Origin of the sequence: Streptomyces sp. WMMC940, from assembly GCF_027460265.1 — a bacterium.
Lineage (GTDB): Bacteria > Actinomycetota > Actinomycetes > Streptomycetales > Streptomycetaceae > Streptomyces.
On sequence record NZ_JAPZBC010000001.1, the window covers coordinates 1,730,932 to 1,755,998 of the forward strand.

Annotated in this window: 21 protein-coding genes; 4 read left to right on the forward strand and 17 right to left on the reverse strand. The window is 72.2% G+C overall.

Features of this window, described 5'->3' with window-relative positions; all coding sequences use genetic code 11:
* Positions 1-246: 246 nt before the first annotated feature.
* The 6 genes from O7595_RS07605 to O7595_RS07630 form a co-directional block, all read right to left on the reverse strand.
* A complete protein-coding gene (locus O7595_RS07605) occupies positions 247-1,539 on the reverse strand; it encodes a TIGR02679 family protein (RefSeq protein WP_269727968.1) in 1,293 nt (430 codons plus the stop codon).
* Positions 1,536-5,675 (reverse strand): TIGR02680 family protein, encoded by a 4,140-nt coding sequence (locus O7595_RS07610; RefSeq protein WP_269727969.1) that lies wholly within the window; start codon positions 5,673-5,675, stop codon positions 1,536-1,538. Before O7595_RS07610 ends, O7595_RS07605 begins: the two co-directional genes overlap by 4 nt.
* Positions 5,672-7,015 carry a TIGR02678 family protein gene (locus O7595_RS07615; protein ID WP_269727970.1) on the reverse strand — a complete coding sequence of 448 codons (1,344 nt, stop codon included), beginning with the start codon at positions 7,013-7,015 and terminating at the stop codon, positions 5,672-5,674. The genes O7595_RS07610 and O7595_RS07615 overlap by 4 nt, the downstream gene beginning before the upstream one ends.
* Complete coding sequence (locus O7595_RS07620) at positions 7,012-8,562, reverse strand: TIGR02677 family protein (RefSeq protein ID WP_443071580.1); 1,551 nt, start codon at positions 8,560-8,562, stop codon at positions 7,012-7,014. The genes O7595_RS07615 and O7595_RS07620 overlap by 4 nt, the downstream gene beginning before the upstream one ends.
* A 464-nt stretch (positions 8,563-9,026) precedes the next feature.
* Positions 9,027-9,290: a DUF397 domain-containing protein gene (locus tag O7595_RS07625; RefSeq protein WP_443071581.1), complete on the reverse strand. Its 264-nt coding sequence runs from the start codon at positions 9,288-9,290 to the stop codon at positions 9,027-9,029.
* Positions 9,226-10,104, reverse strand: a complete 879-nt coding sequence (locus O7595_RS07630) for a helix-turn-helix domain-containing protein (RefSeq protein ID WP_269727972.1) — start codon at positions 10,102-10,104, stop codon at positions 9,226-9,228. The genes O7595_RS07625 and O7595_RS07630 overlap by 65 nt, the downstream gene beginning before the upstream one ends.
* Before the next feature lie 147 nt (positions 10,105-10,251).
* Here O7595_RS07630 and O7595_RS07635 point away from each other — a divergent pair, with 147 nt between their 5' ends.
* Positions 10,252-10,722 carry an ATP-binding protein gene (locus tag O7595_RS07635; RefSeq protein ID WP_269727973.1) on the forward strand — a complete coding sequence of 157 codons (471 nt, stop codon included), beginning with the start codon at positions 10,252-10,254 and terminating at the stop codon, positions 10,720-10,722.
* Between the two features lie 204 nt (positions 10,723-10,926).
* On the opposite strand, the gene O7595_RS07640 is transcribed toward O7595_RS07635, so the two are convergent.
* Positions 10,927-12,255: a class I SAM-dependent RNA methyltransferase gene (locus tag O7595_RS07640; RefSeq protein ID WP_269727974.1), complete on the reverse strand. Its 1,329-nt coding sequence runs from the start codon at positions 12,253-12,255 to the stop codon at positions 10,927-10,929.
* A 116-nt stretch (positions 12,256-12,371) separates the two neighbouring features.
* Positions 12,372-14,420, reverse strand: a complete 2,049-nt coding sequence (locus O7595_RS07645) for an APC family permease (protein ID WP_269727975.1) — start codon at positions 14,418-14,420, stop codon at positions 12,372-12,374.
* Positions 14,421-14,713: 293 nt separating this feature from the next.
* On the opposite strand from O7595_RS07645, the gene O7595_RS07650 reads away from it, so the two are divergent.
* A complete protein-coding gene (locus O7595_RS07650; RefSeq protein WP_269727976.1) occupies positions 14,714-15,382 on the forward strand; it encodes a potassium channel family protein in 669 nt (222 codons plus the stop codon).
* Complete coding sequence (locus O7595_RS07655) at positions 15,382-16,065, forward strand: potassium channel family protein (RefSeq protein WP_269727977.1); 684 nt, start codon at positions 15,382-15,384, stop codon at positions 16,063-16,065. The genes O7595_RS07650 and O7595_RS07655 overlap by 1 nt, the downstream gene beginning before the upstream one ends.
* A 122-nt stretch (positions 16,066-16,187) precedes the next feature.
* Here the strand turns inward: O7595_RS07655 and O7595_RS07660 are convergent, their stop codons facing one another.
* From O7595_RS07660 to O7595_RS07690, 7 genes are all read right to left on the reverse strand, one after another.
* Complete coding sequence (locus O7595_RS07660) at positions 16,188-16,931, reverse strand: DUF3159 domain-containing protein (RefSeq protein ID WP_269727978.1); 744 nt, start codon at positions 16,929-16,931, stop codon at positions 16,188-16,190.
* Positions 16,932-16,934: 3 nt separating this feature from the next.
* The gene (locus O7595_RS07665) at positions 16,935-17,342 is read right to left on the reverse strand and encodes an OB-fold nucleic acid binding domain-containing protein (protein WP_269727979.1); all 408 of its coding nucleotides are present in this window, start codon (positions 17,340-17,342) and stop codon (positions 16,935-16,937) included.
* 112 nt (positions 17,343-17,454) lie between these two features.
* On the reverse strand, positions 17,455-18,141 hold the full coding sequence (locus O7595_RS07670) for a response regulator (protein WP_269727980.1): 687 nt from the start codon (positions 18,139-18,141) through the stop codon (positions 17,455-17,457).
* 50 nt (positions 18,142-18,191) lie between these two features.
* A complete protein-coding gene (locus tag O7595_RS07675) occupies positions 18,192-20,738 on the reverse strand; it encodes a sensor histidine kinase (protein WP_269727981.1) in 2,547 nt (848 codons plus the stop codon).
* Between the two features lie 310 nt (positions 20,739-21,048).
* A complete protein-coding gene (locus tag O7595_RS07680; RefSeq protein WP_269727982.1) occupies positions 21,049-21,825 on the reverse strand; it encodes a DUF3710 domain-containing protein in 777 nt (258 codons plus the stop codon).
* A 1-nt stretch (position 21,826) separates the two neighbouring features.
* Positions 21,827-22,348 carry a dUTP diphosphatase gene (dut, locus tag O7595_RS07685; RefSeq protein WP_269727983.1) on the reverse strand — a complete coding sequence of 174 codons (522 nt, stop codon included), beginning with the start codon at positions 22,346-22,348 and terminating at the stop codon, positions 21,827-21,829.
* Positions 22,348-22,923 (reverse strand): PaaI family thioesterase, encoded by a 576-nt coding sequence (locus O7595_RS07690; protein ID WP_269727984.1) that lies wholly within the window; start codon positions 22,921-22,923, stop codon positions 22,348-22,350. Before O7595_RS07690 ends, dut begins: the two co-directional genes overlap by 1 nt.
* 58 nt (positions 22,924-22,981) lie before the next feature.
* Here O7595_RS07690 and O7595_RS07695 point away from each other — a divergent pair, with 58 nt between their 5' ends.
* Positions 22,982-23,464 carry a DUF3093 domain-containing protein gene (locus O7595_RS07695; RefSeq protein WP_269727985.1) on the forward strand — a complete coding sequence of 161 codons (483 nt, stop codon included), beginning with the start codon at positions 22,982-22,984 and terminating at the stop codon, positions 23,462-23,464.
* Positions 23,465-23,514: 50 nt separating this feature from the next.
* Here O7595_RS07695 and O7595_RS07700 read toward each other — a convergent pair whose 3' ends face one another.
* Both O7595_RS07700 and O7595_RS07705 read right to left on the reverse strand, forming a co-directional pair.
* Complete coding sequence (locus O7595_RS07700) at positions 23,515-24,486, reverse strand: hypothetical protein (RefSeq protein WP_269727986.1); 972 nt, start codon at positions 24,484-24,486, stop codon at positions 23,515-23,517.
* 13 nt (positions 24,487-24,499) lie between these two features.
* Positions 24,500-24,796 (reverse strand): DUF4193 domain-containing protein, encoded by a 297-nt coding sequence (locus O7595_RS07705; RefSeq protein WP_017946571.1) that lies wholly within the window; start codon positions 24,794-24,796, stop codon positions 24,500-24,502.
* Positions 24,797-25,067: the final 271 nt, after the last annotated feature.

The window sequence follows — 25,067 nt, forward strand, 5'->3', positions numbered from 1 at the left end:
GCGATGTGCCTCCTCCAGCACGGTGTCGGTCACCGGCTGGTCCAGCCCCATCTCAGCGTCGAGATATCGCCCGCAACGCCACAGTGCACATAATGCGCACCGGCAAAGGTCAGGCGCCTTCCCGAACCGGCTCAAGAATAGCCACGCACTCCACGTGATGCGTCATCGAAATGACGTAGCAGAAAGAGGGGGAGAATAATCGCAGGTCAGCGCACGTACGCGGCCGCTCGGAGCGTCGAAAGAGCGTCACGTCGGGCCAGAGGGACACCCCTGCTGAGCCATGCCGGCGAGGTCTTCCAACAACGTTTCAGCCACCAGTTCCTCGACCACGGCGGTACCGTGCTCTGCCATGACCTCGGTCAGCTCAAGGTCCCAGGGTGCCTCGGTGATGCGCCCCGGGTGAGGGCCGCGTGGATTGCGGGCGACCGCGGCACGGTAGTCCGCTGCCGTCATGCGCCAGGGCCGCGCAGGCGTCTTGTCCAGGACGTACGCGGCGATGCGGATGCCTTCGCCGTCGAAGTCGCCGTGGTAGCGCAGAGCCGCGCCGTGGTCCGCAAGCATGCGCAGGAGCTGGATCGCGGCGCTGTTGGGCCAGCCGGACGTACAGACGAGCGGCGGGCAGCAGGACCCGAAGCGACGTAGGGCCAGTGCCAGGACGCTGGGGTTCTCCACGACGTGGACGACGGGTACGGGGGCCTCGGCAAGGATGAACCCGCCCGGGTACCGGACGTGGGCGAGGGTCAGACAGGCGGCCTGGCCGGCCTCCGCGCACGCCGTGGCCACCCGGGCGAGCAGGCCGTCGCCGGCCGGGCGCAGACCGCCGACGAGGACGGTGGCGGACAGCTCGTCGTCGGCGACTCCCGCGCGGGTCCACAGGGCGCGCCGCTGCGCGGCGGACTGCGGGGGGACGGTGTCGTACAGGGTCGCGAGGGCGCGCAGGACGAGTGCGGACAGGGGTGTGCCGTCGTCGAGTGCGTGCGCCTGGCCGCTCAGGACCCGGGCGGCGAAGACGGGCAGGGGTTCTGCCTGGCCGGGCAGTTCGGCGAGCACCTTGAGCGCGTCCGTGAGCAGCGTACGGGTGTGTTCCGCCGAGCCGGAGACCACGCCGGCTGCCCGGCAGGAGGCTGCCCAGTCGGAGAGCACCGGCTGGGCCCTCACCGTCTCGTGCTCGGCCAGCCAGGTCCACAGCCGGGCCCGCTCGTCCTTCTGGCGGCGCCGTTCGCCGGCTCTGTCGCTGAGCGGGCCGACGAGTTCGGTGACGACTTCTCGTACGGTGCGGCCGGACAGTTCGGTGACGGCCTCCTCCAGGCGGGTCAGGGGGACGGAGGGGCGTGCGTCCGGCAGGCGGTCGAGGCCGAGGAGGTCGGCGAGCGCCTCGCGCTGGGGGTCGTCGAGCGGTCCGAGGCGTACCCGTGTGACGGGGCGGCCGGAGGACAGGCGGCTGTGGAGCGTGTCCCAGAGGGGGCGCAGTTCCGGGCGGCGCAGGGTGGCATCGCCCGGGGCCGGTTCCGTGGGGATCGTCGCGTCGGTGCTGGTCATCCCGTTTCCAGGTCGCTGCCGTTCCAGACGAAGCGGGCGCTGGTGACCGCGTCGTCGTCCCCGCCGGTGAGGAGTTGGTGGACGGCGATGCCGGGCAGTTCGCCGTAGGTGCACCATTCGTGGTCGGAGGTGACCATGAGGTCCAGGTCGAGGGCGGTGAGCAGCGCGAAGACCTGTCCGCGGTTGACCGTGTCGACTCCGACGAAGACCTCGTCCAGCAGGATCGGCCGGGGTGCCAGGGGCACGGCCTCGTAGTGGGCGGCGACGGCGGCGAAGAGGGGCAGGTGCAGTGCGATGGCCTTCTCTCCGCCGGAGAGCGCGCCGTGCAGCTTCTTGGTCAGCGGCTGCCAGCCGGTCCCGTTCGCCCGGTCGAGGCGGACGGTGAAGCGGTGCCAGGCGGTGTAGTCGAGCACCTCACCGAGCTGTTCCTCCCAGCTCGCGGCCGTCTCACTGCCCTTGGCCTCCTCGATGCGGGCGCGGAAGAAGACGTGCAGGGCCTCCCGGTCGCTCTCGGTGACCCGGCCGGGGTCCTTGAGAAGCAGCTGACGGGCCGTGCGGGTGCTGTCCGGAAGGTCCGGGCGGACGTCCCAGACGAGTTGGACGGCGACGTTGGAGGCGGTGCGGACCCGCTCCAGGTGCCCGTTCATGCGGTCGACGAGTTCGCCGGCCTGGCGGATGCGGGCCGCGAGGTGGCGGCGGATGTCGCCGGTGAGGATCTGGTCGAACAGGTGCCGTTCGGCGGCCGTGATGTCGTCCCGGCTGCGGTCCCGCTCCTGGGTGAGCGTGCTGAGCAGGGCCGTCGCCCCCACGCACACGCCGTCCAGGGTGGCGGTGAAGAGCTGGATGTCGTCGTCCGGTTCCAGGTCCAGGTCGGCGCGGGCGCCGAGGCGCTGGCGGGCCTCGTGGACCGCTTCGGACAGGCGGGTCGCGGCGTCGCCCAGGTTGCGTGGGGCGTGCGGGAGGTCCGGCCACTTCGCCGCTGTGGCGCGGGCGGCCTCCAGGGTGGCCTTGGTGCCGTCCCCGGCGTCGGGTGCCGGTGTGACGCCGGCGTCCTCGGCCAGTCCGGCCAGGCACAGGTGCCGGTACCGATGCGCCGCCGCGTCCCTGGTCGCGACGGCCTGTTCCCGTCGTTCGGCGTCCTGGCCGCTGGTGGCACGCAGTTCTCCGACCTGCCCTTCCAGGCGCAGCAGGACTTCGGCGGCCCGGCGGGCCTCCTCACGGCAGCGGCGCAGCTCGGCGCGCGCCTCGGCGAGGCGTGCGACGATCTGCCGGTAGTCCGCGCCGACGGTGGCTTCCACTGCCTCCAGGCGCGCTTTCAGCCCCGTTGCCTCCGCTTCGGCGGCGGCCGCGTCCTCGGCGCGTTCCTCGGCGGTCCGGCGCGATCGGTCCGCCTGGGCGGCCCGCTGGCGGGCCCGGTCGGCGGCGGCGGTCGCGGCGAGCCGGGCGTCCACCCAGCTGTCGGCGGTGTCCCGGAACCTGTCGATGGCGTCGGAGAGCGTACGCAACCGGGCGCGGTCGGTGGGCAGTCCGTGTTCGGCGGCTCGGCGGTCGAGCGTGCGCAGAGCGCCCGCCACCGCCCTCTCGCACCGCGCCAGGCGTCCGGCGACGTCACGCACGGCGTCGTCCCGAGCCGCCACGGTGTCCTCCGCGCGGTCCCGGTCACGCCGCCGGGCGTCGGGTTCCAGGTGGTCGGGGCGGGCGGAGCGGTCGGCGTCCAGCCGGGCGCGGCGGGCGGCGAGGCCGCGCAGCCGGTCGTCGAGTCCGGCGAGGGAGGCGTTGGTCTCGCCGATGCGGTCGGCCAGTTCGCCGATCATGCGTTGCCGGGCACGCTGACGTGCCGGGGCGCCGATGTGGGCTGGTTCCGGCTTGCTCCATGTCCCGGTGGCGAGCGCGAGACGCCAGGCGCCGTCGGCGGAGACGGCAGCGGGGTGCCCGCCCGGCAGAGTGGGGCCGTAGGCGATGCCGGCGAGGATGCGGGTCACGGTGCCGGCCGGGACGGGGAGGTCCTCCTCGGGCCTCAGCACCTCCAGCAGGCTGGGCTCCGGGGCGGTCGCGGCCAGGGCGGCCTCGGCGCGGGTGTCGTGACCCGGCAGCGCGATTCCGTCGTAGGGACTGACCCAGGCGTCCAGGAGACCCGACGCCTCCAGTGCGGCCTCCACCGCGGACTGGACGGGGAGCGGGACGCCTTCGCGGAAGGCGACCAACCGCCACAGGGGTGCTCCCGCCGTCGCCGTACGGACGGCGGTGCGGGTGGGCGGGGGCGCGGGCGGCAGGTCGGTCTCACCGCTCAGCCGTCGCAGCTGCTCCTCCAGTCGGTTCCGCTCGTCCCGCAGGCCTTGGCGTGCGGCTCGGGTGGTGGCCTCCGCCGTGGCGATCTCCTGTTCCAGCGGGCGCGCGGCGGCGTCGGTCAGGGCCGTCACCTCGGCCTCCGCCGCTGCTGAGGCAGCGAGTGCGTCGAGGTCGGTGATGCGCAGTTCCGTGCAGTCCTCGGCCCAGGCGAGCAGGCGTTCCACCTGTGCGGCAAGGGCGTCGTCCCAGGCGGTGGACGCCTCGTCCCGCCGGGTGATCGCCTCCGCGAGGCGGGTGCGGGCCTGGTCCAGCAGTTCCTCGGCGGCGCCCCGGTCGCGTACGGCGCGGTCGTGCTCGTCGATCGCCTCGGTGACGAGGGTGACCTGCTGCCGTCGGGCGGTGTCCGCGCCGCGCAGCAGCCGACGGGCTCGTCGCGCGCTGTTCTCGCCCGTCGTGCGGGGGACGCCGCCCTGGTCGCGTCCGGTGCTGTGGGGGAGGGCCACCGCGGGATCCGCGTCGAGGACCGTCCTCACCTCGTGGTGGATGGACTCCAGCCCTGCTGCCCTGGCCGCCCTGTGTGCGTCCCCGGCGGCTTCGCGCGCGTGCTCGCCGAGGGTGCGGGCCTGGTCCGCCGCCTCGTCGGCGTGCCGCCGGTCCTCCTCCGACCGGGCCTGAGCGGCCTGGGCGGCGGTTCGCTGCCTCTCGGCGGCGGCTGCCACGTCCTCGGTGCGGCGGCGGAGCCGGTCGAGTTCCTCGCCCTGCCGGTACGCGTCGCTCTCGCGCAGGCCCTCGACGGTCTCGTCCAGCGCATGCGCGCGCAGCTCCTGTTCCTCGCGCCGGGCCTGGGCCGACTCGCGTTCCGCCAGCGCCTGTTCGAGCTCCTCGGCGCTCTGGCGGGCGACGCGGGTGAGGTTGTCCATCTCGGTGGTGGCCGAGATGAGCGCGGCGGAACTCGCGCGCAGGACCCGCCGCGCGTAGGCACGCTGCCGGGACGCGACGGTCTCGGCGGCCGTCACCTCGTCGTCGAGCCGTTTGAGGTGTTCGCGCTGCCGGTCGAGCCGTTCGAAGCCCTCGGCGAGTTCGGCGATCTCCCCCTCGCCCAGCGGGGGCAGGGCACGGGACAGCAGGGTGGAGAGCAGGGACGGGTCGAGCCGCTCGGACAGTTTGGGCTGACGCAGCTGGAGCAGCGCCGACAGCAGCGACTCATAACGCTGCTCCCCCATGCCCGCGAAGAGTTCACGCCGTACGGCCGTGCGGTAGTCGGAGGCCGAGGCATGGAGGTCGCCTCGGTCGCGCAGGGCTTCGGCGAGGGCGGCCCGGGTCAGTGGCTGTCCCGCGTCGTTGACGAGGAGCACACCGCCGGGACGGGCGATTCCGGAGCCGGTGGTGAAGTAGTCGGCGTGTACCCCGCTGGTGTGCACGCTCGCCTGCAGGCGCGCCCCGCAGCCGAACCACTGCTCGGTGCCGTCGTCGCCGACGCGGCGGAACTCCATCCACACGTATCCGACGCGGGTCTTGCCGGAGGCGCCCTCGCCCAGCAGGTTCCAGTGCATGGTGCGTTCCGAACCGCCGAACGTGGACAGGCGGTTGGGGCGGAGGCTGGCGTCGAAGAGGAACGGCAGCAGCAGTTCCAGGGCCTTGGACTTGCCCGAACCGTTCTGGCCGCGCAGCAGCAGGCGGCCCTGGTGGAAGGTGAACGTCTCGTCGTAGTAGCGCCAGACGTTGAGGATGCCGGCGCGGTGGGGCTGCCAGCGGCTGCCGATGGCATCGGCCGCTCGGGCGGCCCCTGCCACGGCCGGTCCGGTCGGCTCCGGCCGCCGGGGGAAGGGAAGCTCGGTCACGCTCACTGCTGGTCTCCTTCTGCGGCGACACGCTCGGCAGCCGTGCCGCCTGCCGCCCTGGGGGCGGCGTCCCCATCCGGTCCGGGCTTGTCGTCCCGGTCCGGACTCGTCGTCTGTGTCAGGCGGTAGCGGTAGGCGGCCGGGCACGCGACGACGCGGCCCCCGGTCCGGCGGGCCAGGCCGATGTCACGCAGGACGCGTACGGCGTCGTCGGACAGCCGGGCCGCGCCGTCCTCGGACTGGTACGCCCTGGCCCACCGCGGGAAGCGCCGCAGCAGGTCCTCTCCGGCCTCGGCGAGCTGCTCGGGCAGCAGTCCGGCGGGCGCGGCGCACAGCGGCTCCAGGAGGAGCAGCGCGGCGACCCGGGCGGTGGACGTGTCGTCGGGGAAGCGGACGTCGGTGGCGAGCCCGTCCGGGTCCACGAGCAGGAAGCCCTCGGCTCGTTCCTCCAGCAGGAAACCGGCCTGCTCGACGGAGCGGCGCAGGATCTGGCGTCCGGTCAGGGAGGTGACGTAGCCCAGCTCGTCGTCGGTGAGGTCCGTCCGGTACAGCACGGGGTCGTCGAAGAGGCGGCGCAGCACCGAGTGGCGCAGCCTCAGGTTGCGTTGCGCGTCCGTGGCGGCCCGCTCGCCGTGCTCCTCGTCCGCCGTGCCGTCGGCGACCGCGCCGCCGTAACGGCGCTCGCGCACCAGACCGGTGAGGAGTTCCCCGAACCGCGCGGGCACCTCGTCCGGGGGTACGGCGAGCCGGGAGGCGCCGACGGGCGCGGCGGGCAGCCGCATCAGCAGCGTGGTGTCCACCCGGTAGAGGACCTTCGCCTCGGCTGACTCGACGTACGCCTCGGTGGTCCCGTCGACCGCGCGCAGCACGTCGTACGACTCCAGCAGTTTCAGGACGTCGACGAACGCCATTCGCTCCGGCTTGTGCACCGGGTCGAACGCGGTGAGCGCCCGGTCGGCCGCCGTGGCCTGCACGACACGGTCGGCGAGCATGCCGATGGTCGTCATCGGCATGGACAGCAGCTCGGCGGCGGTCACGCACAGCAGCACGTAACGCCGGCGGTCGAACGGGGCCCGGCCGGAACGGGCCCTGCGGGCCGGCCGGGTGCCGTCCGGGTCGGCGCGGACCTTGGTGAGGCGGGCGTAGCCGCGGCGCGGTTCCACCACCAGGCTCCAGCCGCAGGTGTAGTCGAACCACTGGGCCAGCGGCTCGCGACGGCGGCGTACCAGTTCGAAGCCGGCCGGGTCGGTGGCCTCGGTCAGCAGGGGCCGGGCCAGCAGGAGACGGATGGCACGGGCGACCTGCTCCCTTTCCGCGGCGGCGAGTTGGTTGGCGAGGGTGCTCATCCGGCGGCCTCCCGCCGCGCGGCGCCCGGCCGTGGCAGGGCGCTCGCTCCGGCCGCTGTGACGAGCACGAGGTAGTCCGGTCCGGCGAGTGTGCCCTTCGTCGTGCGCAGTACGGCGGTGCGCTCGTCGGGAGGTGGGGACAGCGCGATCTCCACCCGGCCGTCCCCCGTCGTGGCGCGGCGTGAGCCGGTCGTGTCCGGCCGGGCGGCCAGGGCCCGGCCCACCAGGTCGAGCAGCCGCTCGAAGACGGCGGGATCCAGGGTGCCGAAGGAGGACAGGCGCACGGGGCCGTCCGTCTCCAACGCCTGCCAGGCACGCGCGAGTTCCGCCCGCTCCGCGCGGGCCCGCTCCGCGCGTTCGGCCCTGACGGCCGTGACGTCCCGGACCCTGGCCGTGCGGGTGAAGCGCTCCGTCCGTCCGCTGGTGCGCAGCAGCGCCGACACCTCCACGGGCGGGGCCTCGGACCAGGAACGGGACGACGGGATCAACTCCGGGTCCGGGTGGGCGAGGTGGGCGTGGCGCGCCGGGCCGAGTCCGAAGGCGGCCGACCACAGCCGGTGCAGGTCCTCCTCCGCCGGGGCGGCCGCGAACCAGCGCGCCAGTTCCCGGAAGTCCTGCACGGCGCTGGAGGAGCGGCGCCGTGACTCGTTGATCCGCTCCAGGACCTGCAGCAGCGAGACGATGGCGCGCCGGGCGATGTCGTGCAGCTGCTCGATCCGGGGCCGTGCCCCGTCGTCCGGCAGGAACCACGCCCGCAGGCCCGCCCAGCGCGCCCGCCTGCGCTCCAGCCAGCCGGCCGCGGGGTCCTCACCGGCGACCGGGGGCAGTTCGGCCCCGCGCAGGGCCCGCTCGCGCAGCACGGCGGTCCCCCGCTCCTCCACCCGGGCCACGGCGGCGGCGACCGCCTGCCCGCGCCGGTCGAGGTTGACCAGGAACTCCTGCAGATACGCGACAGTGGCGGCCTTGACCTCGCGGAAGACCTCCAGGTCCGCCCCCTCGGCGCGCAGGAGGCGCTGCAGTTCGCCGTTGAACGCCTTGGTGTTCTCCACCAGAGCCTCCAGATGGCCCTCCAGCTCGCGCAGCGTGCTGAAGATCCGCCGGTCGGCGGAGGCGGGTTCGCCGGACAGCAGGCACAGCTCGTCCAGCCGGTCGGCGATGGCCTCCAGCACGGCCGTCTGCAACGCCCCCGTGGAGGCCAGCACCTCGAGCGCGTGCCGCACTCCGGCGAGAGCCGCCTCACCCCGGCGGGTCAGCGAGTACTGGAGGTTGCGCCGCTCGTACTCCTCGGCCGTACGGTAGTTCTCCGCGTGGTTGTGCACGACGTCGAGGAGCTCCCACTTCACGAGCCGGGCGAGCGCGTCGTGCAGTTCCCCGTCGTCGACGTCCGCCACCCAGCCCACCGGGCGCAGTCGCTCGCGCACCGCGTCGGCCCCCAGCGTGGTTTCGAGGTGCTCGCCGGCCACGCCGAAGGCGTCCAGCACCGCCCCGTACAGGTCGGCCTTCTCCCCCGTCGTGAACCGGAACATCTCCGGTGGCACCCTGCGCACGCCTGTCGTCCCTCCCCATCGCCCCGGCGGCATCGGCGATCTCCACCGTAGAGGGCGGCACCGACATCACGGGCCCGGTCACGGAAGAGGGGTGTGCGCCCCGGTCTGGGGAATGGGCGGCGACCGGCCTCCCGCGGGCACGGGCGGTGGTCTAGCGTGACCGTGGACACCGGTTCCGCCCGATTGTGAGGCCCTTCGTGCACATCGCGCCCCTCGGCCCCGACGACCCTTCCGAGCTGGGCGGATACGAGCTGCTCGGCCCGAACGGACCGAAGGTGATCGACTTCGGGCTCGCGGTGGTCGCCGAGTCGAGCGTGTCGCTGACCGTGCCAGGCGCGGCTCGACGCCGAGATCGCCGCGGGCCGCCGAACCCCGCCCGCCCGCGAGAAGGCGAAGGCGTAGTCGGCCAACGCGGCCTGACACAGGTCCGCCCCCGGCATGAGAACCGGGGGCAGACCTCTCGCCTACTGAGCAGCGAAGCCGACGAACGCCGCCCAAGCGGAAGCAGCGACCGAGAGAGCAGGTCGGCTTGTGTCCTTGGAGTCACGGACACGAACGACTCGGGCGCAGTCGGCGACCTCGACGCACTCTCCTCCGGCCCCACCGCTGTAGCTGCTCTTACGCCAGCGCAGTTCGCCCACCGCACTCAGGGTCTCGTTCACTTCACACCTCTCCAAGCAGCTTCTCAACGAAGGCCATTGACTCGCGCGGAGTGAGAGCCTGCGCACGGATGATGCCGTACCGCGACGCGATTCCCTGGACCTCCCGCCGGTCGCTGACCATTGTGCTGCGTCCCTGCGCTTCCAGGTAAGCCACTTGATCGCCACCAGCGCGGTACAACAGGGTAAACGGCCCGTCCACGCCTGCGTTGTCCTCACGGTCGAGCGGCATGATCTGAATCTCGACGTTCCGGTACACGCTGACCAGAATCAACTGCTCCAGTTGACCGCGCATGACCGGCCAGCCGCCCAACGGCCGACGCACAATCGCCTCGTCGATGACGAAGCTCAACAGAGGGGCTGGCCTGCGCTCGAAGACACTCTGGCGCGCGAGCCGGGCCACGACCCGCTGCTCCAAGGTCTCCTCGTCCAGCAACGGCCGCCACATGCCGAACACCGCCCGCATGTACTCCTCAGTCTGAAGCAGTCCCGGCACCGCTTGAGTCGCGTACACCCACAGCTCGACCGCCTCCCCCTCCAACCGCGCCGCATCCCGGAAGAACGCCGGATACTGCGCCCGGGCCACCTCCTCCTTCATCTCCTGGAGGACCCCGCCCGCGTCCAGCACCTCGTCCGCCCGGTCGATGAACCTCGGCGGCGGCACCCGCCGCCCCTGCTCGTACGCGGCGATGGTCGACACCGAGTACCCCGTCAGCGAGCCGAACTCGGGCCGCTCCAAGCCCGCCCGCAACCGGAACCGCTTCAACTGCCGCCCGAAGACCCGCAGGACCCCGGAGCCGGAGCCGGCGTCCGATTCCGGATGCCGCTCCTCACCCTCGCCGCCCCCGGACGCCCCGTCCACCAGCCCCGTAGGTTCACTCATCCCCGTACTACCTCCCTCGGCCAACGCGCCCCCGCGCCGACCGTCACGCTCCGTCCCGCCTACACACGCACACCAGCCACTTACAGCGACGCTCCGTGTGCGAGCCGTATCTGGTCACGCTAGGACGGCAGCGGCAGCGTGGGCCACATGAACAGCCGAATCTCCACCCCCGGGGTGGACGCCCCCGGCGTCGAGGCCGAAACCGCCCATCCCCTGCACGAGTTCGAGATGGCGTTCACCTCCTCTCCGCGCGGCGCCCGCCTCGCCCGCAGACTGGTCTCGCACCGGCTCGACACGTGGGGGCACCCGTACGGCGGCCAGGTCAACGACACGCTCACGCTGATCACCGCCGAGCTGGCCGCCAACGCCGTCCGGCACGGGCGTGTCGCCGGACGGGACTTCCACGTCCGGCTCACCCACGCCACCGGCACCGTGCGCGTCGAGGTCACCGACACCCGGACCGAACGCGTGCCCGTGCTCACCGACACGGAACCGCCGGGCGACGCGGAGTCCGGGCGGGGTCTGCTGATCGTCGCGGGACTGGCGACCCGCTGGGCCGTGGCGCCGCGCGAGGGCGCGCCGGGCAAGACGGTGTGGGCGGAACTGCGCCTGGCGTGAGAAAGGCACGACTTGGCGGCCCGCTCAGCCGCCGGGCAAGCTCCGCACGACGTACGTCATGTGCTGAAGGTTGCCCGCCCGCAGCCACTCCGTGGGCCCGTCGGCCGAGAGCGGGCCGTTCGCGCAGTCGCTGAGCCCCGTTCGCTCGACCCGGTGCAGGCAGCTAAACAGGTCGAGCGAACCATCCAGACCGCAATCCGCGGGTCAGGAGCCCTTTTCGGCAGGCTCAAGGATCGCCACGCACTCCACATGATGCGTCATCGGGAACAGGTCGAACGCCCGCAGCGTCCGCGGCCGGTAGCCGTTCTCGCGGAAGTACGCCAGGTCCCGTGCGAGGGCCGCCGGGTCGCAGGCGACGTAGGCGATGCGGCGGGCGCCGAGGCCCGAGACGTACTCGACGGTGGAGCGGCCGGCGCCCGCGCGGGGCGGGTCGAGGACGACGAGGTCGGCGTCGGTGATGCCGGTGCGGGGCAGGACGGACTCGACCTTGCCCTGCTCGATGCGCACCCGCGGCAGGTCCTGGAGGTTGTGGCGGGCGTCCTCCACCGCGCGCTTGCCGGACTCGATGCCGAGTACCGCGCCCTTCTCGCCGACGCGTTGGGCGATCGCTCCCGCGAACAGGCCGACGCCGCAGTAGAGATCGAGCGCGGTGTCGCCCTTGCGCGGCAGCAGACCCTGCATCACGGCCTCGACGAGCATCTGGGCCGCCTTCGGGTGGACCTGCCAGAAGCCGCCCATGCCGACCCGGTAGGTGCGGTCGTCCGCACGCTCGCGGACGAAGGGGCGGCCGTGGACGCGGTGCACACTGCCGTCGCCTTCGTGGACGCGCAGGACGGAGACCGGCCGGTCCAGTTCCACGATCGGGAGCCGGGCACCGGGCCGCGGGGTGAGGATCACCTGGCGGTCCTGGGAACCCGTCGCGGCGATGGCCTCGATCGAGGCCATGCCCTTCCAGCTCCGCTCCTCGATGCCGAGTTCCGAGACCCCGGGCGCCGCGATCATGCAGTGCTCGACCGGTTCCACATCGTGGGAGCGGTGCCTGCGCAGCCCCGCGCGCCCCTCCGTGTCGACGGCGTACTGCACCCTCGTGCGCCAGGCCGGGACCTGGCCCGCGGGCAGCTTGTCGCCCTCCGCCGGAACGACGGTGCCGTCCCAGCCGGCCTCCTCCGGGGTGAGGCCCGCGAGCCGCTTCAGCTGCTCCGCGACGACCTCGCCCTTGAAGCGCCGCTGCGCACCCGGCTTGGCGTGCTGCCAGTCGCAGCCGCCGCACCGTCCGGGCCCGGCGTAAGGGCACGGCGCCTCGACGCGGTCCTTGGACGACTCCAGGATGCGCACGGCGTCGGCGCGCAGATAGCGGGAGCCCTCCTCACCCTCGGTGATCCGGGCCACGACCTTCTCGCCGGGCAGCGCGTGCCGGACGAAGAGGACCCGGCCGGCGTCGGTGCGGGCGATGCAGTGCCCGCCGTGCGCGACGGGGCCGACCTCGACCTCGTACTCCTCCCCGGCGAGCGAGGCATCGGAAGCGTTCGGCATGGCGGGATGACTCCAGGGATACGAGAGGGGGCCGTCGCCCGTCCGCGGACGACAGCCCCCCAGTCTACGTGGGCCGGAGGGTGCCCCGGCCCGTCCGGCCGGTGCCCGTACCCGTGTCAGCTCCGGCCGCTGGGCTCCTTGGTCTGGTCGCTCACCGGGCCACGGCGCACCGATCCGGGCGCGTTCCACTCCTGGCGCTTCCTGGCCCGCTTCTTGGCCAGCTCGGAGGACTGGAGCTGGTAGGGGACGGAGGTGACCATGACGCCCGGGGTGAACAGCAGCCTGCCCTTGAGGCGCAGGGCGCTCTGGTTGTGCAGCAGGTGCTCCCACCAGTGGCCGACCACGTACTCGGGGATGATCACGCTGACGGCGTCGCGCGGGCTCTCCCGCCGCAGGCTCCTCACATACTCGATGATCGGCCGGGTGATCTCCCGGTACGGCGAGTGGAGGATCTTCAGCGGGATGTTGATGCCGCGCCGGTCCCACTCGTCCTTCAGCGCCTTGGTCTCCGCCGGGTCGACGTCGATGCTGAGGGCCTCCAGCTTGTCGGAGCGCATGAGCTTGGCGTAGGCGAGGGCCCGCAGGGTCGGCCGGTGGACCTTGGACACCAGCACGATGGAGTGGACCCGGGAGGGCCGGACGCTGTCGTCGGAGGGCTCGACGGGTGCGGCGATCTCGTCGGACACCCGGTCGTAGTGGCGGCGGATCGCCGACATGGTCCCGTAGAAGATCACCATGCCCAGGAGCGCCACCCAGGCGCCGTGCGTGAACTTGGTGACGAGGACGACGACCAGGACGAGACCGGTGAAGAAGGCGCCGAAGGCGTTGATCGCCCGCGAGCGGATCATGCGGCGCCGTGCGGCCGGGTCCCGCTCCGTCCGCAGATGGCGGTTCCAGTGCCGGACCATGCCGGTCTGGCTGAGGGTGAAGGAGACGAAGACACCGACGATGTAGAGCTGGATGAGCTTCGTGGAGTCGGCGTCGTAGACCCAGACCAGCAGCATGGCCGCACCGGCGAGCAGCACGATGCCGTTGGAGAAGGCGAGCCGGTCGCCGCGGGTGTGCAGCTGGCGCGGCAGGTACCGGTCCTGGGCGAGGATCGAGCCGAGCAGCGGGAAGCCGTTGTACGCCGTGTTGGCGGCCAGGAAGAGGACGAGTGCGGTGGCCGCGGCGAGCAGGACGAAGAAGAAGGTCTGCTCGCCGAAGACGGCTGCCGCGACCTGCGAGATCACCGGGTCCTGGACGTAGTCGGGGCCGACCGGCTGTCCGTTCTGGATGAGGTCGTGGGCGGGGTTCTCGGCCATCCGCACGTCGCTGGCCATGGCCAGGCCGATGATGCCGCAGAACATGGTGACCGCGAGCATGCCCATGAGCAGCAGTGTCGTGGCGGCGTTCCGGCTCTTGGGCTTGCGGAAGGCGGGGACGCCGTTGCTGATGGCCTCGACTCCGGTGAGCGCGGCGCAGCCGGAGGAGAAGGCGCGCAGCAGCAGGAAGACCATGGCGAAGCCGGCCAGGCCCTGCTGCTCGGGCTTGATCTCGAAGTCCGCGGTCGGGGCGCGCATGGTGTCGTCGAGGACGAGGCCCTTGAAGGCGCCCCAGGCGATCATGGTGAAGACGCCGAAGACGAAGACGTAGGTGGGGATCGCGAAGAGCTTCCCGGACTCCTTGACCCCGCGCAGGTTCATCAGGGTCAGCAGCAGGATGATGACGACGGCGCTGAGCACCTTGTGCTCGACCACGAAGTGGACCGCGGAGCCCAGGTTCTCCACTCCGGAGGAGATCGACACGGCCACGGTGAGGACGTAGTCGACGAGGAGGGCGCTGGCGACGGTGAGGCCGGCCCTCGGGCCGAGGTTGGTGTTCGCCACCTCGTAGTCGCCGCCGCCGCTCGGGTACGCGTGGACGTTCTGCCGGTAGGAGGCGACGACGGTGAACATCAGGACCACGACGGCGGCCGCGATCCAGGGGCTGTACTGGTAGGCCGACACACCCGCGATCGAGAGGACCAGCAGCACTTCCCCGGGTGCGTAGGCCACCGAGGACAGCGGGTCGGAGGCGAACACCGGGAGTGCGATCCGCTTCGGCAGGAGCGTCTCGCCCAGCCTGTCGCTCCGCAGCGCCCGGCCGATCAGGATGCGTTTGGGCAGGTCGGTCAGTTTGGACACGGAGAGGATCGTAAGGGGTTCCTCTTGACGGCGCCCACCCGTGGGCCCCTCCGCCACGAAATCGCCTCTGGTCGGCCACGCTGCGGCAACGCCCCGGCCACGGAGTGCTACGTCATCGGGTCTACCGGCGGTATCGGTACCTCGGATGAGGGCAACGCGCGGAGCGCGTCATAAGCTCGTCTGGGGCGGCAACCGCACTCTGAGCCCCGTCGTTGCCCGGCAGAGCCGAGAGAGAAGAGTGAGCAGGGTGTTTGCGCAGGTCATCGGGATGACCAGGACTGCGGGGTAGATAGGTGCACATCGTGATCATGGGCTGTGGGCGCGTGGGAGCCGCGCTCGCGCAGACCCTGGAGCAACAGGGGCACACCGTCGCCGTCGTCGATCAGGACCCCACCGCCTTCCGTCGTCTGGGCTCCGGGTTCGGCGGGCGCCGGGTCACCGGCGTCGGCTTCGACCAGGACACGCTCCGCGAGGCGGGCATCGAGGAGGCCGGTGCCTTCGCGGCGGTCAGCAGCGGTGACAACTCCAACATCATCGCCGCGCGGGTGGCCCGCGAGATGTTCGGGATCGAGAACGTCGCGGCCCGTATCTACGACCCGCGGCGCGCCGAGGTCTACCAGCGGCTGGGCATTCCCACCGTGGCGACGGTCCGCTGGACCGCGGACCAGATGCTCCGCCGGCTGCTGCCCTCCGGGGCGGAGGAGCTGTGGCGGGACCCGAGCGGCGCGGTACAGCTCGCCGAGGTCCACACCTCCCCGGCCTGGATCGGCCACAAGGTCAGCCGGCTGCAGGAGGAGACGGGCGTGCGGGTCGCGTTCCTCACCCGGCTGGGCGAGGCGGTCCTGCCGACCTCGCAGACCGTGCTGCAGGAAGGCGATCTGGTGCACGTGATGATGCGCACGGACGAGATCGAGAAGGTCGAGGCGGCGTTCGCCCAGGGTCCCGAGGGGGGCGGTCACTGATGCGGGTCGCGATTGCCGGGGCCGGCGCGGTGGGCCGTTCCATCGCGGGAGAGCTGCTGGAGAACGGGCACGAGGTGCTCCTGATCGACAAGGCGCCCACCGCCATCTCGGTGGAGCGGGTGCCGCAGGCGGAGTGGCTGCTGGCCGACGCCTGTGAGATCACGTCGCTGGACGAGGCGGCGCTGCAGCGCTGCAACGTGGTGATCGCGGCGACGGGTGACGACAAGGTGAACCTCGTCGTCTCCCTGCTCGCGAAGACCGAGTACGGCGTGCCGCGCGTGGTGGCCCGGGTGAACAACCCCAAGAACGAGTGGCTGTTCAACGAGTCGTGGGGCGTCGATGTCGCGGTGTCCACGCCGCGTCTGATGTCGGCGCTGGTCGAGGAGGCCGTGAGCGTCGGCGATCTGGTGCGGCTCCTCCGCTTCAGCCACGGCGACGCCAACCTCGTCGAGCTGACCCTGCCGCCGGAGTCGGCGCTCGCCGGCACGCAGGTGGGCGATGTGGCCTGGCCCGAGGACACCTCGCTGGTGACGATCATCCGGGGGCCCCGGGTGCTCACCCCGCACGACGAGGAGACCCTGGAGCCGGGCGACGAGCTCCTCTTCGTGGCCGCGCAGGCGCGGGAGGAGCAGCTGGAGGACCTGCTGTCGGTCCGCCGCGAGGACCCGACGACGGCGGGCTGACTCCGCACGGACCGCGGAGGGCCGGTCGCCGGACGGGCCGGGGATCCGGTCCGTCCGGCGACCGGCCCTCCGGCTGCCGGCGCCCAGGGAGTCGGTGCCGGGGGCCGTGTGCGTCCGGGCGGTTACGCCTCGCCCTCGCGGGTCGCGGCCGCCTTGCGGGCCTCCTCGGCCCGCTCCTGCTCCTCCATCTCGGCGAAGACATCGATGGGCGGCGGGGCCTTCGCCAGGAAGACCCAGGTCAGATAGACCGCCAGCAGGAACGGCGGGATCTTGAGCGCGACCAGCACCCAGCCGAGCTGGGTCGTGTCCGCCCACCAGTAGAGCGGGAAGAGGATCGCGCACTTGGCGAGCAGGATCAGGCCCCATGCCCAGCTGGCCTTGGCGTAGGCCTTCTTGCGGCCGGGGTTGCGGGTGCGCCAGGAGAGGTTCTCCTTGAAGACCGGCCCGAGGATGAGGCCGATCAGGGGGACGCCCGCCAGGGTCGTGATGATGTACGTGAGGGCGAGGCCCAGCGTGTACAGCATGCCCGGCAGGTAGAAGTCCTTCGCATTGCCGGTCATCATCGCGAACACGACGCCGAAGGCCACACCGAAGACGCCGCTGAAGGCGTGCTTCACGGTGTCCCGGCGGACGAGCCGGACGGCGACGAGGACCAGGGACAGCCCGAGGGCCGCGATGGCCGAGAGGTGCAGGTCCTTGTTGATCGTGTAGATCGTGACGAAGAGTAGTCCGGGCAGGACCGTCTCGACCGTGCCCCGGATACCGCCGAAGGCCTCGAACAGGGCCGCTTCCGTCACGGCCCTGGCGTGCCGGCCGTGGCCGTCTTCGTCCTGTTCCTGCGTGGTCGGCTTGTCGAGGGACGTCACCGGCTACTCCTGTCCGAGCGGTCGGAGCTCGTATTTGGGATTGAACAGCACCCGCCGGCCCTGGCTCATGGAGATCCTGCCGGAGGCGATCATCTTGCGGCCCGGTTCTATGCCCACGATGGAGCGCCGGCCCAGCCACACCACGTCCAGCGCCGCGGAACCGTCGAAGAGTTCCGCCTCCAGGGCCGGGACTCCGGCCCGCGGACGCAGGGTGACCGTGCGCAAGGTACCAGTCACCTTCACGATCTGCCGGTCGCCGCAGTCGCAGATCGGCGTGCAACCCGATGCCTCCGCGTCCTCCTTGAGCTCCGCGGACTCGAGTTCCTGCTGGGAGCTGGACAGACGGTCGAGCATCCGCCGGAAGCGGCCCGCCGGCTTCTCGGCGTTCCCGGATCGAGGTACAGCACTCATGGTGAAAGCGTACCGGGGCGATGTACGGGCACCGTCAAGAGCCGTGTGGTGCGGACCGGCCGAAACGGTGGTCTCCGCCGTCCCACCCCGGGGGGTGCGGCGGCGGAGGCCCTCAGCGCTCGAAGCGGTAGCCCATGCCCGGCTCGGTGACGAAGTGCCGGGGGTGCGACGGATCGGCCTCCAGCTTGCGGCGCAGCTGGGCCATGTAGACCCGCAGGTAGTTCGTCTCGGTGCCGTACGAGGGCCCCCACACCTCCTGGAGCAGCTGCTTCTGGCTGACGAGTCGGCCGGTGTTGCGGACGAGGACCTCCAGGAGGTGCCACTCGGTCGGGGTGAGCCGGACGTCCCTGCCGTCCCGGTCGACCTTCTTCGCCGCGAGGTCGACGGTGAAGCCCTCGGTCTCGACGACCACGATCTCGTCCTCGTCCCCGCCGGCGGGCTCGGCACGGCGCACGGCGGCCCGCAGGCGGGCCAGCAGCTCGTCCATGCCGAACGGCTTGGTGACGTAGTCGTCGGCACCGGCGTCGAGGGCCTCGACCTTCTCGTCGGAGGTGTGCCGGGCGGAGAGGACCAGGATCGGCACTCGGGTCCAGCCCCGCAGGCCCTTGATCACCTCGACGCCGTCCATGTCGGGCAGCCCGAGGTCGAGGACGACGACATCGGGGTGGCGCGCCGCGGCGACCTGGAGGGCCGTCGTGCCGTCGGGGGCGGCGTCGACCTCGTACTTGCGCGCCTTCAGGTTGATCACGAGGGCGCGTACGATCTGCGGCTCGTCGTCGACCACGAGCACTCGGGTCATGAGTGCCTTCCTTCCGTCTCTCGTCCGTTCGTCGGGGTTGGCGTGCGGGGTCAGCCGGCGACCCGCGTGGTGGGGGTCCCGGTGCCCGTCGCGGCGGTGCCGGATGCCGTCCGGAGGGTGAGGACCATCGTCAGGCCGCCGCCGGGGGTGTCCTCCGCGGACAGTGTGCCGTCCATCGCCTCGACGAAGCCCCGGGCCACGGCGAGGCCGAGCCCGACCCCGGCGCCGCGCGGGGCGTCGCCGTAGCGCTGGAAGGGCTCGAAGATGCGGTCCTTGGCGTCGTCCGGGACGCCGCGGCCGCGGTCCACGACCCGTACCTCGACCCGGCCGCCGTGGGCGCTCGCGGAGACGACGACGGGGGTGTCGTCGGGGCTGTACTTGACGGCGTTCTCGACGATGTTGGCGACGGCCCGCTCCAGCAGGCCCTTGTCCGTGCGCACCATCGGCAGGGTCTCGGGGATGTCCAGCTCGACGCTGCCCTCCGGAACACCGACGAGGGCCATGGGGACGACCTCGTCGAGGTCGATGCCGCGGATGAGCGGGGTGACGGTGCCGGTCTGGAGCCGGGACATGTCGAGCAGGTTGCCGACCAGGTGGTCCAGCCGGTCGGCACCGGCCTCGATGCCTGCGAGGAGTTCGGCCCGGTCGTCCTCGGACCACTCGACGTCGTCGGAGCGCAGCGAGGAGACGGCCGCTTTGATGCCTGCGAGCGGGGTGCGCAGGTCGTGGCTGACGGCGGCGAGCAGCGCGGTGCGGATGCGGTTGCCCTCGGCGAGCTTGCGGCCCTCCTCGGCCCGGTGGACGAGCCGCTGCCGCTCGAGGACGACGGCGGCCTGGGCGGCGAACGCTCCGAGCACGCGCCGGTCCTCGGCGGGCAGGACGCGGCCGGACAGCGCCAGGGCCATGTCCTCGCCTACGGGCATGTCCACGTCGGCGTCCTCGGGACGGCCGACGGGCCGGGGCCCGACGCTGCCCGCACAGGTCCAGGGGTCCACGTCGCTCAGGCGTTCCAGCAGGGCCACGGACTCCATGCCGAAGGTCTCACGGACCCGTTCCAGCAGGGCGTCGAGGGCCGTCTCGCCGCGCAGCACACTGCCCGCGAGGAACGACAGGATCTCGGATTCCGCGCGCAGGCGGGCCGCCTGCTGGGTCCGCCGGGCGGCGAGGTCGACGACCGACGCGACGGCGACTGCGACCCCGAAGAAGACCGCGATGGCGACGATGTTCTTCGGGTCCGAGATCGTGAACCGGTGCAGCGGCGGCGCGAAGAAGTAGTTCAGCAGCAGCGAGCCGAAGGCGGCGGAGGCCAGGGCCGGCAGCAGACCGCCGAGCAGAGCCGCGGTCACGGTCAGCGACAGGAACAGCAGCATGTCGTTGGCCAGCCCGAGGTCCGCGTCGGTGTGCGTGAGCAGCAGCGCCAGCAACGCCGGGCCCGCGACGCCGACCAGCCAGCCCGCGGCGATCCGTGCGCGGCCGAGCCGGGCGCCCCGGGCCACGGGCAGTCCGCGGCCCTTGGCGGCCTCCTCGTGGGTGACGATGTGGACGTCCAGGTCGGGGCCCGACTCCCGGGCGACTGTGGCGCCCACACCGGGGCCGAGGACGTACTGCCAGGCCTTGCGGCGCGAGGAGCCGAGCACGATCTGGGTGGCGTTGACCCCGCGGGCGAACTCCAGCAGCGCGGAGGGGATGTCGTCGCCGACGACGTGGTGGAAGGTGCCGCCGAGGTCCTCGACGAGCGTGCGCTGGACGGCGAGTTCCTTGGGCGAGGCGGAGGTCAGCCCGTCGCTGCGGGCGATGTAGACGGCCAGCACGACCCCGCCCGCGCCCTTCTCCGCGAGGCGCGCGGCGCGCCGGATCAGGGTGCGTCCCTCGGGGCCCCCGGTGAGGCCGACGACGATGCGCTCGCGGGCCTGCCAGGTGGAGCGGATGTCGTGCTCGCCGCGGTACTGCTGGAGGTACTCGTCGACGCGGTCGGCGACCCACAGCAGGGCGAGCTCGCGCAGGGCCGTGAGATTGCCGGGGCGGAAGTAGTTGGACAGTGCCGCGTCGACCTTGTCGGGCTTGTAGATGTTGCCGTGTGCCATGCGGCGGCGCAGTGCCTGGGGCGACATGTCGACGAGCTCGATCTGGTCGGCACGGCGGACGACGTCGTCGGGGACGGTCTCCCGTTGCCGCACGCCGGTTATCGACCCGACCACGTCGCCGAGCGACTCCAGATGCTGGATGTTGACGGTCGAGATCACGTCGATGCCGGCGGCGAGGAGTTCCTCGACGTCCTGCCAGCGCTTGGTGTTGCGCGAGCCGGGCACATTGGTGTGGGCCAGTTCGTCCACGAGGGCGACGGCTGGCCGGCGGGCCAGGACGGCGTCCACGTCCATCTCGGTGAAGACGGCCCCCCGGTGATCGAGCTCGGCGCGGGGGACCTGCTCCAGACCGTGCAGCATGACCTCGGTCCGCGGCCGGTCGTGGTGCTCCACGAAGCCGACGACGCAGTCCGTGCCCCGCTCGACGCGCCGGTGCGCTTCGGAGAGCATCGCGTAGGTCTTGCCCACCCCCGGTGCGGCCCCGAGATAGATCCGTAGCTTGCCGCGCGCCATGGCCTCATCGTCCCTCACCGGCAGCCGGGCACCGGCTGCTGCGCGCCCGCCGTGGACGCCTTGCCGAAACTACATCCAGGAAATCGGACATGTCGGACCGCATGCTCTGCCGAGGGACGTATTGATGCGATTCTGACGCACCGGACCCCTGGTCGGGAGGGCCCTGACGGTCCCCCGCCCCGGGACGACGGACCGGTATCGGCCGGAACGGCCCCGGGGAGCGAGGAGGTCGAACGGCGGTGGGCCGCACCCCGCCCCGGGGTGCGGCCCACCGCACGCTGCCACGGCCCACGGCCGTGGAGGATCCGCCTCAGCGCACCTCGGTGATCTCCGGACCGCGCTGCAGCTGTCCCATGCCTCCGGAGAAGCGGGATGTCTCCTGCTCCTCCTGCTGGACGCCCTCGGGCACCATCTGCGCGTCGTTCGGCAGCTTCAGGACGATCGGGTCGCGGGGCGCCATCGGCCCCTCGCCGCGGACCACGACCGTGTCCCGGAAGATCTGCTCCAGCAGGCCCGCGGCCTGCGGCTGCACGGCGCCCTGCCCGGAGATCACTCCGCGCAGGAACCAGCGCGGCCCGTCCACGCCGACGAAGCGCACCAGCTGCACGCCACCGGTACCGTCGGGCAGCTGGACCGGGACCTGGGCCCGGAGCTCCCAGCCCAAGGGGCCCTCGACCTCGTCGATGACGCCGCCCTGCTGGGTGATGCCGGAGGCGATCTCCTCCCGGACCTCGCCCCAGATGCCTTCCTTCTTGGGAGCCGCGAACGCCTGCAGCTGGATCGCGCTGTCGCGCAGCACGACGGTGGCCGCCACGATCGCGTCCCCCGCGACCTCCACGCGCAGCTCCATGCCCTCGACCCCGGGCACATGGAGACCGCCCAGGTCCACGCGGCCCTCCTCGGGCCGGGAGACCTCGGAGACGTCCCAGGGGCCGTCGGGCCGCGGCGCCGGCGGAAGGTTCACCCGGCGGGGCTCGTCCTGCTCCGCCGCGTCGTCCGCGTCGAGCTCGTCGACGACCTGCTCGGCCTCGCCCGCCACGTCCGCTGCTTCTCCAGCGGGACTGCTCTTCTTGCGACGTCCGAACACGTCACTGTCCTTCCCGGTCGGATACGACCGAAGCGTATCGATTCCCACCCTGTGAGCCGCCCGGTCCGTCCACGGCGGCATGACCGCCGGTGGACCCGAAGCCCCCCTCGGCCCGCGCCGAGCCGGGAAGCTCCGCCACCTCGTGGAAGCGCACCTTCTCGACCTGCTGGACGACCAGTTGAGCAATCCGGTCGAACCGCTCGAACCGCACGCTCTCGCGCGGGTCCAGATTGACCACGATCACCTTGATCTCCCCACGGTACCCGGCATCCACCGTCCCCGGGGCATTCACGAGCGCCAGTCCGCAGCGGGCCGCCAGGCCCGACCGCGGGTGCACGAAGGCCGCGTACCCGTCCGGGAGGGCGATGGACACCCCGGTCGGCAGCACGGCGCGCTCCCCCGGCGCCAGCTCGGCGGCCCGGGTGGTCACCAGATCGACACCCGCGTCGCCCGGATGTCCGTATTGCGGAATCGGCACCTCCGGGTCCACGCGCCGGATGAGTACGTCGACGGGTTCGCGCATCAGGGGTTCACCTCGAAGGCGCGGGCGCGCCTGACCTGGTCGGGGTCGGCCATGGCCGCCTGGATCTCCTCCGGACGGCCGTTGTCGATGAAGTGGTCGACCTTGACTTCGATGAAGAGGGCCTCGGCGCGGACCGCGACGGGGCCCTCCGGGCCGCCGATCCGGCCGGTGGCCCGGGAGTAGATCTTGCGGCCGGCGACCGCCGTGACCTCGGCCTCCAGGAACAGCACCGTGTCCACGGGGACGGGACGGACGAAGTCGGTCTCCAGGCGTCCGGTCACCGCGATCACCCGCAGCAGCCAGTTGAGCGAGCCGAGTGTCTCGTCCAGCGCGGTGGCCAGGACGCCTCCGTGGGCGAGGCCCGGCGCTCCCTGGTGGGCGGCGGTCACGGTGAACTCGGCGGTGAGACTGACGCCCTCGCCGGCCCGCGCCTCCAGGTGCAGCCCGTGGGGCTGCCCGCCACCGCAGCCGAAGCAGTACTCGTAGTGCGCGCCCAGGAGCTCACCGGGAGCCGGCGCGTCGGGGTGCCGTACCGGCGCCGCGGCGTCGGCGGGAGGGGTCAGTGCAGTACTCACAGCCGCAGACCTTACCCGCGGGGCAACCTGCTGGTCGCGCCGTGCCAAGCTTGGGTTCATGCAGCCCTCCGCCACACCGTCCGGCTCCCCCGCGGCACCCCGTTACGACGAGCGTCTCACCGTCCCCCGCTCCTGGTGGCTGATCACCGTTCTGGTGGCGGTCTCGGGCGGTCTGGTCCTGCTCCCGCTGGGCACGGTGCCGATGCTCGGCGGGCTGATCGCGGCGGGCGCGCTGACGGCGGCCGGTGTGAGCTCGTACGGCTCCGCCCGGATCAGGGTGGTGGCGGACTCGCTGGTGGCGGGCGACGCCCGGATCCCCGTCCCGGCGCTCGGCGAGCCCGAGGCACTGGAGGCCGAGGACGCCCGGGCCTGGCGTTCGTACAAGGCGGATCCGCGTGCCTTCATGCTGCTCCGCAGCTACGTGCCGACGGCGGTGCGTGTGCCGGTCACGGACCCGGAGGACCCGACGCCCTACCTGTATCTGTCCACGCGGGACCCGAAGGGCCTGATCGCCGCGCTCGAGGCCGTCAGGGACCGCTGACGGGCGGCGACGGCCGCCCGCGAGCGCGGACGCGCGTCCCGTGCGTGGAGTCAGCGGTCGAGTTCGCGGCGGAGCTCGACGGGGATGGTGTGCGGCAGCTCTCCGGGCTGTTCCAGCCGGGGCTGCGGGGGCAGCGCGTCCCAGGGCACCTGCCTGGCGCGCAGGTCCTTGCGGATGCGCTCGGCCAGCTTCCTGGTGTCCCGCCGGTTCATCACGGCGCCGACGGCGGCACCGATCATGAAGGGCATCAGGTTCGGCAGATTGCGGACCGTGCGCTTCATGATCTGCTGCCGGAGCTCGCGCTTCATCCGGCCGCCCAGGGCTGCGTTGATCGTCGACGGTTCGGACACGTCGATGCCGCGCTCCTCCGACCAGCTGCCCAGGTAGGCGGTGGAGCGCTCCGTGAGGTTGCCGGGCGGGCGCAGGCCGTAGACCTCGTGAAGTTCGGCGATCAGCTTCAGCTCGATCGCCGCGACGCCGATGATCTCCGTCGCCAGCTCGGCCGGGAGTGCGGGCGGCACCGGCATCATGGCCGCCGCGCCGATCCCGGCGCCCACGGTCGACGTGCCGTTGGCCGCACCCGCGATCAGTTTGTCCGCGATCTGCTCCGGGCCGAGGCCCGGGAACTGGGCCCGCAGGGTGGTGAGATCGCGGACGGGAATCCGCGGCGCGTACTCGATGAGCCGGTCGGCGACGAAGCCCAGCGCGACCTTGGCGGCGTCGCCGCTCTTGCGCACGCCGGTCATGGCGGCCGCGCCGCTCCTGCGGACTCCCTGCCTGACGGCGTCCAGGCGCCGGGCCCTGGTCGGGGACCCCGCCTGAGCTGCGGCCTCGAGCGAGGCCGGCAGGCCTCGCTCGTCGTCACGCGTTTCACCGGGAGAGGGCAGGCGGGCAGGCTCGTCCCGCCCGTCCGACGGCTTCTCGCCGTCCCACGGGCCGGTACCGCCCGGATGTGCGTCCGGGGGACCCTTCCGGCGGAAGCGCCGCTTCGCCGGCCGGTCCGCCGGTCCGTCGCCTGCCACGGCCGACCGGACCTCAGTCGCAGTCGCGGCAGATCGGCTGGCCGTTCTTCTCGCGGGCCAGCTGGCTGCGGTGGTGGACCAGGAAGCAGCTCATGCAGGTGAACTCGTCAGCCTGCTTGGGCAGCACCCGTACGGCCAGCTCCTCGTTCGAGAGGTCCGCTCCGGGCAGCTCCAGGCCCTCCGCGGCCTCGAACTCGTCGACGTCGACCGTGGAGGTCGTCTTGTCGTTCCGGCGCGCCTTCAGCTCTTCGAGGCTGTCGGAATCGATGTCGTCGTCGGTCTTGCGTGGGGTGTCGTAATCCGTAGCCATGTCGCTCTCCCCCTCTGGGTGTTTGCGGTGTCTCCAGCGCACGTAACGCGTGAGAGGCCGGACTTGTGCCCGACCTGAGGCGGAGATTTTGCCTCACATCAAGGTCTGTTACTCAATCGACACCCAACCCGACCCCTCATGAGTGATCAGCTTGGATGGCGATCAGGACCGTACACGGTCCTAATGTCGCACTTCACGGGCGCCACCCCGTGTACTTCCCGTCATTCCGACCCCCGGAAACCCGGACGTTCCCGGCGTTCCACAGGATCTT